Origin of the sequence: Actinomadura rudentiformis, assembly GCF_008923185.1 — a bacterium.
Taxonomy (GTDB): domain Bacteria; phylum Actinomycetota; class Actinomycetes; order Streptosporangiales; family Streptosporangiaceae; genus Spirillospora; species Spirillospora rudentiformis.
Window position 1 is genome coordinate 92,883 of the sequence record NZ_WBMT01000017.1, and the last position, 12,757, is coordinate 105,639.

The following is a 12,757-nucleotide window of genomic DNA, read 5'->3' on the forward strand; positions in this document are numbered from 1 at the left end:
TGGACCTAGGTCCACCCTCCTGGAGGAGGAGATCCTCCCCCGGAAGTACAGGTGAGAGTTCGGCGCTCAGGCTGACCACAAACGACAGAACGTTCCATACGGTTGACCGGTATCGCAGAACAAATCACACATTGAAGGAATTTGAATGTTCGCACGGCTTGCGCGGTTCGTCGTGAGACACCCGTGGTGGACGATTCTGGCGTGGGTCGCCGCCGCCGTCGCCATCGTCGGGCTCGCGCCCAGTATCGAGACCAAGTCCGACCAGGCCGACTTCCTGCCCTCCAAGTACGAGTCCATCCAGGCAGCGAAGCTGGCCGAGAAGTCGTTCCCGCAGGCCGCGGACGCCACCGCGTTCGTCGTGGTCCAGCGGGCCGACGGCGGGAAGATCACACCGGCCGACAGCACCAAGATCACGCAAGCCACGCAGGCTTTGACGGCCAAGAAGTACAAGACCGTGGTGAACCTGCAGACCGGCCAGCAGTCAGTGGCTCCCAACCAGGATTTCCAACTGATCAACGTGTCGCTCAAGGGCACGGATCAGACCGCCCAGAAGGACCAGGGCGAGGCGATCAAGAACATGCGCAAGGACCTGCCCGGGGTGCTGGGCAGCGGCCTGAACGCCAAGGTCGGCGGTGACACGGCGGCGTTCGTCGACAACGAGGACTCCTTCACTCAGTCCTTGGCGCTCGTCACCGGCGGCACGTTCATCCTGATCATCGGCCTGATTCTGCTGATCTTCCGGGCGCCGATCGCCGCCGTCCTGCCGATCATCGTCATCTTCGCGACCGAGGTCGTGTCGATGAAGGTGATCGGTGCGGCGTCCAAGCTGCTGGACTTCTCCGGTGACGACAGCCTCTCGATCATCCTGACGATCGTGTTGTTCGGCATCGGCGCGGACTACTACCTGTTCCTGCTCTTCCGCTTCCGCGAACGGCTGCGGGCGGGCGACGACAAGAAGACCGCCATGATCGTCACAGTGGAGCGGGTCGGCGAGGTCATCACCTCCGCCGCGGCCGCCATCGCCGTGACGTTCCTGGTACTGATGTTCGCCGCGTTCGGCATCTTCTCCGCCTGGGGCCCGTCGCTGGCGATCGCCGTCATCGTCATGGGCATCACCTCGCTGACGCTGTTCCCCGCGCTCATCTCCCTGCTCGGCACGGCGATCTTCTGGCCGTCCAAGTCCTGGAAGAAGCAGCCCAAGGACAAGGTCTCGGCCGGGATGGGCCGGATGGTCGGCAAGCGCCCGGCGCTGGTCGCCCTCGGCTCCGGCGCCCTGCTGGTCGCCTTGGCCGCCGGCGCCTTCGGGTTCAAGGCCGACTACGACTTCCAGGCGAGCTTCCCGCAGGACACCGAGTCCGCGCAGGCCATGAAGGAGATGCAGAAGGGCTTCCCGCCCGGCCTGACCACGCCGGTCCAGGTCTACCTGGAGTCCACCGACGGGCAGCCGATCGCCAAGGCCAAGATCGATGCCTTCAGCGCGCAGGCCAAGTCCCTGCCGGGCGTGGGCGGCGTCCAGCCGGCCCAGCCGGGCACGGGCGGCAACGTGGTCCAGATCGACCTGCTGCTCAAGAGCAACCCGAACAGCAACGCGTCCATCGCGCTGGTCAAGGACGAGCTGCGACCGGCCGCGCACAAGATCAAGCCGGACGGGACCAAGATGCTGGTGGGCGGCGCCACCGCGGTCTACGGGGACATCAACAAGGTCGTCAACCGCGACCTCTCGGTGATCCTGCCGATCGCCGGTGTGCTGATCGCGCTCATCCTGCTGATCCTGCTGCGGTCGGTGGTCGCACCGCTCTACCTGGTGCCGATCGTGCTGCTCGGCTTCGCCGCGACGATGGGCTCCGCGGTGTTCGTCTTCCAGGGCGCGATGGGGCAGCCGGGTGAGATCTTCCACCTGCCGATCATGCTGTACCTGTTCGTGCTGGCCATCGGGACCGACTACAACATCCTGATGACCGCGCGACTGCGCGAGGAGGCCAAGGAGGGCCACGAGCCGCGCAAGGCCGCCGCCCTGGCGGTCCAGCACGGCGGCCCGACCGTCGCCGCGGCCGGTCTGGTCCTGGCGGCCACCTTCTCGGTGATGCTGGTGGCGAAGGTCACGATGCTCCAGCAGATGGGTGGCTCCATCGCGATGGGCATCACACTGTCGGCCTTCGTGATGGCCATCTTCCTGGTGCCCGCCGTGACCGCGATGCTGGGCCACAAGGCCTGGTGGCCGGGACACGGCGACCGGCCCAAGGCGGTGCCGCCGGGCGCCCAGGGCCCGGGCGAGACCCGCGAGGACTTCGTCCCGTCGGGTTACCGCTCCTAAGACGTTGGATTGCGGCGTGGAGGTCTGAAATAGCCGCCCACGACCACACGCCGCAATTCAACTTCGTGAGAAGGCGAAGCGCCGGAGATCGAGCCGATCTCCGGCGCTTCGCCGCGTTCAGGCCCGCGAGCGGCCGGTCAGGCAGAGTCGCCGGTCAGGCAGAATCGCCGTCAGACAGAGTCGCCTCAGACAGAGTTGCCGTCAGACAGAGTTGCCGGCCAGGAAGGCGAGGACGTCCTGGCGGGTGATGAGGCCCTTGGGCTTGCCGTCCACGAGGACGACGGCGCCGCCGGCCTTCTCCAGAACCTCGACGGCCTTGCTCACCGGCTCGCCGGAGCCGATCGTGGGCAGCGGCGCGGACATGTGCGCCTCCAGCGGGTCCGACAGCTTCGCCCGGTCCTTGACCAGCACGTCGAGCAGGTCGCTCTCGACGATGGAGCCGACCACCTCGGCCGCCATGACCGGCGGCTCCTCCTTCATCACCGGGAGCTGCGACACCCCGTACTCGCGCATGATCGAGATCGCGGTCTGTACGCTCTCGTGCGGGTGGACGTGCACGAACTCCGGCAGCGTGCCGCCCTTGCGGGTCAGCACCTCGCCCACCGGGGTCTCCTCGGTGGTCGGGGCGAGGAAGCCGTAGTCGGCCATCCACTCGTCGTTGAAGATCTTCGAGAGGTAGCCGCGGCCGCCGTCCGGCAGCAGGACCACGATCACCGCGTCCGGCTCCGCCGCGGCGGCGACCCGCAGCGCGGCGACGACCGCCATCCCGCAGGAGCCGCCCACGAGCAGGCCCTCCTCGCGAGCCAGCCGCCGGGTCATGACGAACGAGTCGCGGTCGGAGACGGCGATGACCTCGTCGCAGATCTCGCGGTCGTAGGTCTCGGGCCAGATGTCCTCGCCGACGCCCTCGGTCAGGTACGGGCGGCCGCTGCCGCCGGAGTAGACCGAACCCTCCGGGTCGGCGCCAATGATCTTCACCGCGCCGCCGGAGACCTCCTTGAGGTACCGGCCGGTGCCGCTGATGGTGCCGCCGGTGCCGATGCCGGCGACGAAGTGCGTGATCCGCCCTTCGGTCTGCTCCCAGAGCTCCGGTCCCGTCGTCTCGTAGTGCGAGCGCGGGTTGTTGGGGTTGGTGTACTGGTTGGGCTTCCACGCCCCCGGGATCTCGGCGGCGAGCCGGTCCGAGACCGAGTAGTAGGAGTCCGGGTGCTCCGGCGAGACCGCGGTCGGGCAGATGACCACCTCGGCCCCGTACGCGCGGAGCACGTCGATCTTGTCCTTGGCGACCTTGTCGGGGCAGACGAAGACGCAGCGGTAGCCGCGCTCCTGCGCCACGATGGCCAGCCCCACCCCGGTGTTGCCCGAGGTCGGCTCGACGATCGTGCCTCCCGGCTTGAGCTCTCCCGATGCCTCGGCGGCATCGATCATCCGGACGGCGATGCGGTCCTTGACCGAGCCGCCGGGATTGAAGTACTCGACCTTGGCCAGCACCTGCGGCGCGGAGCCTCCGGTCACCTTGCGCAATCGCACGAGCGGGGTGTTGCCCATCAGCTCGACGAGCGAATCGTGTACGTGCACGCGACGTCCTTGTCGGGTTTCAAGATGGTGCATCCGGAATCGAACCGCGAGTACTCGGTGTGTACTGCGGCTGGGCAGGATGCGGATTCGGATAGATTCCTGTTTCCGACGGTAGCCCACATCTGCCGTCGGAGGCATCCGTGGTGGGACGGGGTACACCCTTTGATAATGACGGAGGGTAAGCGACGATGCTGAGAGCGTTGACCGCGCGGCGCATCGCGACCGCGGCCGCCTACGGGGGCGGCGGGATCACGGCGCTGGGCGGGCTGACGTTCGGGCTGATCATCGTGGAGGCCAAGATGGCCCGGCGGATCATCCAGGCCACGCCCTACGGCGAGCCGCCCGTGGCCGACGATCTATACGGCGGGCGGCTGCCCGGCGAGCCCATCTCCTTCGTCGTCCTCGGCGACTCCACCGCGGCCGGTCTCGGCGTGGCGGCGCCCGATGAGACGCCCGCCGCCCTGCTCGCCGCCGGATTGTCGGCGATCGCGGCCCGCCCGGTGTGGCTGACGAACGTGGCCAAGTCGGGATCCCGCTCGGAGGCGCTGGACGGGCAGGTCACCCGGGCGCTGGAGGCGGAGCCCGAGATCGCCGTCATCATGATCGGCGCCAACGACGTCACCGGCCGCGTGCCCGCCGCCGAGTCCGTGCGCCATCTGGCGTCCGCGGTCCAGCGCCTTCGCGCCGCCGGCTGCGAGGTCGTCGTGGGCACCTGCCCCGATCTGGGCTCGGTCAAGCCCCTCATGCAGCCGCTGCGGTGGATCGCGCGCCGCACCAGCCGCCAGCTCGCCGCCGCCCAGACGATCGCCGTGGTCGAACACGGCGCCCGGTCGGTCTCGCTCGGCGACCTCCTCGGCCGCGAGTTCGCCGCCGACCCGCTCGCGATGTTCAGCGACGACCGCTATCACCCTTCCGCACATGGCTACGCCGCGGCGGCCATGGCGATGCTGCCCTCGATGGCCGCCGCGCTCGGTCTGGAGCCCGACCCCGAGGCGCTGCCCGACCCCCGCCGGGGCGAAGGCGTGCTGCCGGTCTACCTGGCGGCCGCCGAGGCCGCCGAGGAGCCCGGCACCGAGGTCGCGGGCACCAGCGTCGCCGGTCGCGAACGCGGCCCGCGGGGCGCCTGGGCCACGCTGCTGCGCCGCCGTCGCCCGGCCGCCGACGAGGGCGTGGAGGAACCGCCGTCCGCAGGAGCCGTCCCAGGTGCCGCGGGTGCCGCCTGACCCGGCGTGACGGAAACGGCTCCGGATCTGTAGTCCCTCTGTTACGTTCTGTTTTTGCGGACGGGGCGCCGCAAACGCGCCTCAGGGCCCGAGTGGCAGGCGGGCCGACGCTTCTCAGTCGGCCTTCCCTTGAAATCCCATAGCGCTCGCTGAGGAGCTGAACCATGGCCTCGCACACCCGACAACGACCACTTTCCGCAATCGTTCCGGCACGCATCGCCACGGCCATGCTCCTTCTGGGGGCGGCGGGCTGCTCCAGCGGCCCCGGGACGAGCGGCGCCGCAGCCGCGCAGGGCTGGTCCGGCAAGGGCGTGAACGCGGTCAGCCGGCCTGTCGCGGGCGCGGGCGTCACGGCCGTCACGGGATTGCGGCCCGACGGCACGCTGGAGACGTCGGTGTTCGACCTGCCCAAGGGCCGGAGCTTGTGGTCGCGTCCCGCCACGATGGTCGGCCGGCTGTCCGGAATGGGCGTCCAGCCGCCCGCGGTGGTGGGCCCGCAGGGCAAGGGCGTGGTGGTCTCGCTCGAACCGCAGAAGACCGGCAAGTGGAAGGCGACACTGGTCGCCCGTGACGCCCGTTCCGGCGCGCAGAAGTGGGTCCGCCCGGTCGACTCGACGTTCGGCCCGGTGCGCTGCGGCCCGTACATCTGCATGTCCGAGTTCACCGCCCGCAGGAACGCCCGGTTCGTCGTGCTCGATCCTGAGGCCGGCGGCAGGCAGTTGTGGAAGATGCCAGGCATCGCCGAGGTCGAGTGGGCCGATGCCGGCAAGCTCGTGGCGTTCCGGATGGCCAAGCATCCGACGCTGGAGGCCCACGATCTCAAGACGGGCAAGCCGCTGTGGAGCTTCCCGGTGGAACGCGCGGTCGGCGCTGGCGTCAATCTCTCCGGCGGCTGGGCGTTCGGTTCGCTCGGCGACGTGCTCGTCGGCTACATGGCCCCGTACCAGGCACGCAAGGGCCAACCGCTGTCCGCGTTCGGCTTCTTCGGACTGGACATGGCGACCGGCAAGCCGATCTGGGCGCGCAAGCGGCTGCTGCGCGTCTACCCCAGTGCCAATCCGGCGGTCGCTTTGATCACCCGTCAGGTCACCCAGGCGGGCGGCTACGGCGGCTTCGAGCAACTCGACCCCAGGACGGGCCGGACGACCGGCACGATCAGCGCGGACAAGGCGCCCAAATCCGCCTGGTGGCTGGCGTTCCCCGCGGATCTGACCAAGCTCGGCTTCCTTTCACAGGGCCGCGCCGGCGCCGCGTACGACCTGCGCAACGCAGCCCAGACCAAGCCCAAGGGCATGCGCGCCTGGTCGTTCTGCACGGTCGACCCCGCCGAGCTGAAGATCAGTGGCCAGCGCGGCTTCTTCCCGGTCGCCCCGCTCTGCGCCTACGACCTGGCCGCCGGCAAGAAGATCAGCGAGCCCGGCCCGCCTCCCGGCTGGTACACCGGCGCCGTGGACGGGTGGCGCGTCTGGCGAGACGAGGCCGGCGTCCTGCACGCCGTCAAGGACGCCAAGGGAACGACCCCCGGCATGTACGGCCTCTGACCGCGTTCGCTCCCGGGTGAGCAAGCGGGCACTTATTGGACTCAATGTCCATAAGGTCGCGGCCCCGGCGTGTACGGCTGCGCGGGCAGCAGCTAGATTTGCTTGTGACCGGTGAGTAACACCGTCGCCGGGTCAGCCACCGGCCGCTCAGACAGGGAGATCCGACATGCCCGAGGCAGTCATCGTCGCCACCGCGCGTTCGCCGATCGGCCGCGCCTTCAAGGGTTCGCTCAAGGACCTGCGCCCGGACGACCTCACCGCCCAGATGATCACCGCGGCCATGGCCAAGGTGCCGCAGCTCGACCCGAGCCAGATCGACGACCTGCTGCTCGGCTGTGGGCTGCCCGGCGGCGAGCAGGGCTACAACCAGGCCAAGGTGGTCGCCACGCTGCTCGGCTGGGACAGCGTGCCCGGCGCGACGATCACCCGTTACTGCTCCTCCTCGCTGCAGACCTCCCGGATGGCGCTCCACGCGATCAAGGCGGGCGAGGCCGACGTCATCATCTCGGCGGGCGTGGAGATGGTCAGCCGCTTCGCCAAGGGCAGCAGCGACGGCCTGCCCGACACCCAGAACCCGCTGTTCGGCGAGGCCGCGGCCCGCACCGCCAAGGCCGCCGAGGGCGGCGCCGGTCTCTGGCACGACCCGCGCGAGGACGGGGCGATGCCCGACATCTACATCGCGATGGGCCAGACCGCCGAGAACGTGGCGGGCATCCGCAGCGTGAGCCGCCAGGCCCAGGACGAGTTCGGCGTCCGCTCGCAGAACCTCGCCGAGAAGGCCCTCGCCAACGGGTTCTGGGAGAAGGACATCACCCCCGCCACCCTGCCCGACGGCACGGTCGTCTCCAAGGACGACGGCCCGCGGCCCGGCACCACCTACGACAAGGTGTCGCAGCTGCAGCCGGTGTTCCGCCCCGACGGCACCGTCACCGCGGGCAACTGCTGCCCGCTGAACGACGGCGCCGCCGCGGTCATCATCATGAGCGACACCAAGGCCGCCGAGCTGGGCATCACCCCGCTCGCCCGCATCGTCTCGACCGGCGTCACCGGCCTGTCCCCCGAGATCATGGGCCTCGGCCCGGTGGGCGCCTCCCAGCGCGCGCTGGCCCTGGCGGGGCTGACCATCGACGACATCGACCTGGTCGAGATCAACGAGGCGTTCGCCGCGCAGGTGCTGCCGTCCGCGCAGGACCTGGGCGTCGACATGGACAAGCTGAACGTCAACGGCGGCGCCATCGCGGTCGGCCACCCGTTCGGCATGACCGGTGCCCGGATCACCTCCACCCTGGTCAACTCGCTGCAGTTCCACGACAAGCAGTTCGGCCTGGAGACCATGTGCGTGGGCGGTGGCCAGGGCATGGCGATGGTGCTGGAGCGCCTCAGCTGAGGCCTTCGCCCCCTCTTCACGGCCCGCGCGACAACGCGCGGGCCGTAACTTTTTTATATGAATGATCGTTACGTTATGAATGATCTACGTTACGTAATGGATAGGTCCGCGTTAGGGGGTTGTCACATCCAGGCTGCTGTTGCAGAGTCGGCAGGAAGAGCCCCGCTTCCTGGAGGTGCCAATTGTCTTTGAACCACTCGCCGGAGACGCACAGCAAGCTGATCGCCCGCATCCCGCAAGTCACAGGACGTGACATCCCCGAGTGGTTCACCGCCATCGAAAACGGACCGGCCTTCCTCCGATGTGAGGAACGCTGCAACTGGCTCGCCGACGAACACGGGCTCTCGCACGGCTACGCGGCCGCACTGGTCCGCGAGCACGAGCGCACCCGCCGGGCGCGCCACTACTGAGGACTTCGCGGGATCCCACCACGGGACGCCCCCCGCCGTCGTACCGCTACGCAGTACGACTCTGGTGCAGAGATCCCGCAACTGATTCGCCCCCCGCCGGAGCCAAGTCCGGTGGGGGGCGAGTCATGTCCGCGGTCAGCGTCCGCGTCGCATCATCGGTCGCGCCATCTCACGGGCGCACTCGCTACTCGCGGAAGTACGAGAGCAGCCGCAGGATCTCCAGGTAGATCCACACGAGGCTCAGCGTGAGCCCGAACGCGCAGTACCAGGCGAACTTCTCCGGCGCGCCGGCGCGCACACCCTGCTCGATGGAGTCGAAGTCCAGCAGCAGGAAGAAGCAGCCGACCAGGATGGCGATCACGCTGAACGCGATGCCGAGCGGGCCGTTCTCCCGGATGCCGATGCCGGTGTCGTTGAACATCCCCACGACCAGGTTGACCAGCATGAGGGCGACCATGGCGAGCCCGGCCGCGACCACGAACCTGGCGAGCTTGGGCGTCACCCGGATGATCTTCAGGGAGTGCACCGCGAGCACGGCGGCGAACGCGAGCGCGGTGCCGATGACCGCCTGGAAGACGATCCCGTTGTAGAGCGTCTCGTAGTAGTGGCTGATCGCGCCGACGCCGACGCCGTAGACCGCCGAGAACGTCATGACGAGCGGCGCGTTGGCCTTGCCCGAGAAGCTGATGAACAGGCCGATGCCCAGTTGCAGCAGGAAGGCGACCACCGCGATCGCCAATCCCGTCTGGACCGGCACGAACGCCCAGGTGAGCGCGCCGGCGACCACCAGGGCGCCGAGGCTCATGAAACCCCGGATGACGACGTCGTCGTACGTCATCGTCCGCTGGGCCGGGGGCGTGTAGGACGGCGCGTCGTACATGTCCTGGAGCTGCTGCGGAGGCGGCGCGCCGTAGCCGCCCCCCTGCCCACCGAAGGCATTGCCCCGGAACGCCGGGTTCCTGCTCTCCATTGCTGCCTCCACTCAGGCGTACCTCGTCAGATCATTCTAGAACGTGCGGGCGTGTTCCGGTGCTCCCGGAGCGTGACGGCTCGGTATCGGAACGCGGCCCGCAGGCCGGTGCCCACTGCACGCGTTCTTCCTTGGGCGCCGGCCGCGATGGTGCCCCCGGTCGGATTTGAACCGACACCTGAGGCTCTTTTAGGGAGCCCGCCTCTGCCGTTGGGCTACAGGGGCGGCGCAATCATACCCAGCCTCTTTCCTCATCCCACCTGCCCGCTATTCGACCGGGATCACATTTCTCCCGAATCCCTCCTCTTCGCAGGTCAGACCCCCCAACACGGGACGGAACGCCGGAATGGGAACGGCTCAGGCGCGCATTACGGCGCGCCATCGGCATGGACCGCGAAGGCCTCGACCATAGTGGCGCCCGCGCGCCCATCGCGATCACGCCGAATTGCACAGATTTCGTGGACGCCGATCCGCCCGCTCTCGCATGCCAGCGCGGAGGCGGCGAGATAGAGCAGCCACACCCTGGCGCGGCCCGCTCCCGCGAGGTCGGCACACTCGGCCCAGTGCCGCTGGAGGTTGGCCGCCCACGCACGGAGCGTGCGGGCGTGGTGCTCGCGCAGCGCGGTGACGCCGCGCACCTCCAGACCGGCGTCCTCCACCTCGGCGACGATCTCGCCGAGCGGGCGCAGCTCGCCGTCGTCGGGGAACATGTAGCTGGTCGTGAACGTCCGCCGGATCTGGTGCGTGCCGGGCCGCCGCACCGGCTCCTGGATCAGGAGCCGGCCGCCAGGTGCGAGCAGCTCGTACAGCCGGGGCATGTCCCGGCCCAGCGCCTCCAGGCCCGCCAGCCCGACGATCGCGTCGTACGGCCCGCCGCCCGCGGCGGCCAGATCGCGGTCGCGCGGCTCGACCCGGTCAGCCAGCCCTGCGGCGGCCGCCCGTTCGCGGACGTGCTCGGCCTGCAGCGGTGAACGGGTGAGGCCGACGACGCGCACGCGGTGTTGCCCGGCCAGATGGCACGCGAGGGCTCCCCAGGCGCAGTTGAGGTCGAGGACACGGGCACCGGGGAACAGGCCGAGCCGTTCGGCGACCGAGTCGAGTGCGGCCTGCTGCGCCTCCTGGAGGTCGACCGCGCCGTCCCACAGCCCGCTGCCGTGCGCCATCCCGGAACCGAACAGCCTGCTGAAGAAGGCCGCCGAGGCCCCGAGCGGCCCGGACTCCTCGTCGGCTCCCCGCCGGCCGGATCGGAACTCCTCGGGCGGCGGCTTGGGCTCCGGCCCCACCGCGCCGAGCGTGACCGCCATCCGGACGATCTCGCGCTTGTCGTCGCTGCTGAGCCGGATCGGCTCGTCGCCACTGCGCATGACGCGCTGCACGGCGCCGAGCGCCGCGAAGACGTCACCCTCGATGTCCAGCTCGCCCGCGACATAGGCGCGGGCGAGTCCCATCTCGCCGGGCTTCCACAGCAGCCGGCGCAGCGCGCGGCGATGCCGGATGACGAACGCGGGCGCGGCGGCGGGGCCGATCGTGCTGCCGTCCCAGGCGCGCACCCGGATCGGCAGGTCGGCGGCGGCCGGGCCGTCGCCGTCCTCGGCTCCGAGCATGATCCGGGTGAGCAGCGGCGCGAGCCGGGAGGCGACACCGTCCTGCACGAAGCGTGCCTCCTCCCGGTCATCGGGCTAGTCGTCGTGGCGCCGTCCGGCCGCGAGCTCGAACTCCCGCCGGGGCCGCTCCAGCGCGCCGAGCGAGACGATCTCACGCCGGAAGAACAGCGCGAGGGTCCAGTCCGCGGTGACGCGCATCTTGCGGTTGACCGTCGGCACCCGAGAGAGATGGTATGTGCGGTGCATGAACCAGGCGAGCACGCCCTTCAGCTTGATGCCGTAAACGTTGGCCACACCTTTGTGCAGGCCGAGCCCTGCAACCGACCCGACATAGGCGTGCTTGTACGGTTTGCGGGGCTTTTCCCGCAGGTCACGCACGATGTTGTCGGCGAGCACCTTGGCCTGGCGCACCGCGTGCTGGGCGTTCGGAGCGCAGAACTCGCCGGGCTTTGTGAGGTCGGGCACGGCCGCGTTGTCGCCCGCCGTGTAGACCCCGTCGAGGCCCTCCACGGTCAGCTCGGCGGTCGCCTTGACCCGCCCCTTGCCGTCGATCGGCAGGTCGCTGTCGCGCACGACCGGGCTCGCCTTGACCCCCGCGGTCCACACCAGCGTGCCGGCCTCGAACTCCTCGCCGTCGCTCAGCACGATGTGCCGGTTCTCGGCGGACTTGAGCAGCGTCTCCAGCCGTACCTCGATGCCGCGGCGGCGCAGAGCCTCGACCGTCCACCGCCCCATCTCGGGGCCGACCTCCGGCAGGATCCTGTCGGCGGCCTCGACCAGGATCCAGCGCAGCTCGCTCTGGTCGATGGTCGGATACCACTTGACGGCGTCGCGGGACAGGTCCTCAAGCTCGGCCAGCGCCTCCACGCCCGCGAAGCCGCCGCCGACGAAGACGAAGGTCAGGGCCCTGCGGCGCGCCTTGTCGTCGTCGATCGAGGATGCGACGTCCAGCTGTTGCAGCACATGGTTGCGCAGGAAGATGGCCTCTTCGACGGTCTTGAACCCGATGCCGCATTCGCCCAGGCCGGGGATCGGCAACGTACGTGAGATCGAGCCTGCGGCGACGACGAGCTGGTCGTAGGCGAACTCCCGTTCTTTCTCCCCCGCCAGGTCGGCACCGGCGGGCCGCACGGTCACCCGGTGTTCGGCGTGGTCGATCCTGGTGACGTGCCCGTTCACGATCGTGCAGCGCTTGAGGACCTTGCGCAGCGGCGTCACCACGTGCCGCGGCTCGATGTTGCCGGCCGCGGCCTCCGGCAGGAACGGCTGGTAGGTCATGTAGGACTGCGGGTCCACCACCGTGATCGTGACGTCGCCGCGGCGCAGGTCACCGCGCAGCTTCTTCTGGAGGCGCAGCGCCGTGTACATGCCGACGTAACCACCGCCGACGATAAGGATCTTCTTGGCATGGTCCGGTGTACGGGTAGCTGGCATATCCGGAGGGGTACCCGGAACTGGCCGGACGTCACCCGGGAAGCACTCCGCCGAAGAATCACCAGGTTCTGGGAAATCGGGCGAACATCTTCGCACTCTCCGGCATCTCACTGGATGTATCGCAAGAACGGCGGCGGGACAGGGCCCGACGGGGGCGCCAAGCGGCTGGAGCGGACACGGGGGTGCGAATACCCGCTCCATCCGCTTGGCCACGGCCCTGCCCCGCCGTTCGACCTGTTCAGGCGGGGTCTTCGCGGTCACGCTGACCGCGATCGGCCGCCGAAGGCCGCTTTCAG

9 protein-coding genes and 1 tRNA gene are annotated in these 12,757 nt (G+C 69.4%); 5 read left to right on the top strand and 5 right to left on the bottom strand.

What is annotated here, in order from left to right:
- The first annotated feature begins 145 nt into the window (after positions 1-145).
- A complete protein-coding gene (locus F8566_RS32175; protein WP_151565628.1) occupies positions 146-2,314 on the top strand; it encodes an MMPL family transporter in 2,169 nt (722 codons plus the stop codon).
- Between the two features lie 201 nt (positions 2,315-2,515).
- On the opposite strand, the gene F8566_RS32180 is transcribed toward F8566_RS32175, so the two are convergent.
- The gene (locus F8566_RS32180) at positions 2,516-3,892 is read right to left on the bottom strand and encodes a cystathionine beta-synthase (RefSeq protein ID WP_151565629.1); all 1,377 of its coding nucleotides are present in this window, start codon (positions 3,890-3,892) and stop codon (positions 2,516-2,518) included.
- Positions 3,893-4,080: 188 nt separating this feature from the next.
- Here F8566_RS32180 and F8566_RS32185 point away from each other — a divergent pair, with 188 nt between their 5' ends.
- The 4 genes from F8566_RS32185 to F8566_RS32200 all read left to right on the top strand — a co-directional run bounded on the left by F8566_RS32185 (position 4,081) and on the right by F8566_RS32200 (position 8,453).
- Positions 4,081-5,115 carry an SGNH/GDSL hydrolase family protein gene (locus F8566_RS32185; RefSeq protein ID WP_151565630.1) on the top strand — a complete coding sequence of 345 codons (1,035 nt, stop codon included), beginning with the start codon at positions 4,081-4,083 and terminating at the stop codon, positions 5,113-5,115.
- 164 nt (positions 5,116-5,279) lie between these two features.
- Entirely contained in the window at positions 5,280-6,656 is a 1,377-nt protein-coding gene (locus tag F8566_RS32190) for an outer membrane protein assembly factor BamB family protein (RefSeq protein WP_151565631.1), read from the top strand.
- A gap of 166 nt (positions 6,657-6,822) precedes the next feature.
- Positions 6,823-8,043: an acetyl-CoA C-acetyltransferase gene (locus F8566_RS32195; protein WP_151565632.1), complete on the top strand. Its 1,221-nt coding sequence runs from the start codon at positions 6,823-6,825 to the stop codon at positions 8,041-8,043.
- Positions 8,044-8,225: 182 nt separating this feature from the next.
- A complete protein-coding gene (locus F8566_RS32200) occupies positions 8,226-8,453 on the top strand; it encodes a DUF4287 domain-containing protein (protein ID WP_151565633.1) in 228 nt (75 codons plus the stop codon).
- A 184-nt stretch (positions 8,454-8,637) separates the two neighbouring features.
- Here F8566_RS32200 and F8566_RS32205 read toward each other — a convergent pair whose 3' ends face one another.
- The 4 genes from F8566_RS32205 to F8566_RS32220 all read right to left on the bottom strand — a co-directional run bounded on the left by F8566_RS32205 (position 8,638) and on the right by F8566_RS32220 (position 12,461).
- Positions 8,638-9,423, bottom strand: a complete 786-nt coding sequence (locus tag F8566_RS32205; RefSeq protein ID WP_151565634.1) for a Bax inhibitor-1/YccA family protein — start codon at positions 9,421-9,423, stop codon at positions 8,638-8,640.
- 148 nt (positions 9,424-9,571) lie between these two features.
- Positions 9,572-9,648 (bottom strand) — tRNA-Leu (locus F8566_RS32210).
- A gap of 143 nt (positions 9,649-9,791) precedes the next feature.
- Complete coding sequence (locus tag F8566_RS32215) at positions 9,792-11,075, bottom strand: class I SAM-dependent methyltransferase (RefSeq protein WP_151565635.1); 1,284 nt, start codon at positions 11,073-11,075, stop codon at positions 9,792-9,794.
- A gap of 27 nt (positions 11,076-11,102) precedes the next feature.
- Positions 11,103-12,461, bottom strand: coding sequence for an NAD(P)/FAD-dependent oxidoreductase (locus tag F8566_RS32220; RefSeq protein WP_151565636.1), 1,359 nt, complete (start codon positions 12,459-12,461; stop codon positions 11,103-11,105).
- Positions 12,462-12,757 lie beyond the last annotated feature (296 nt).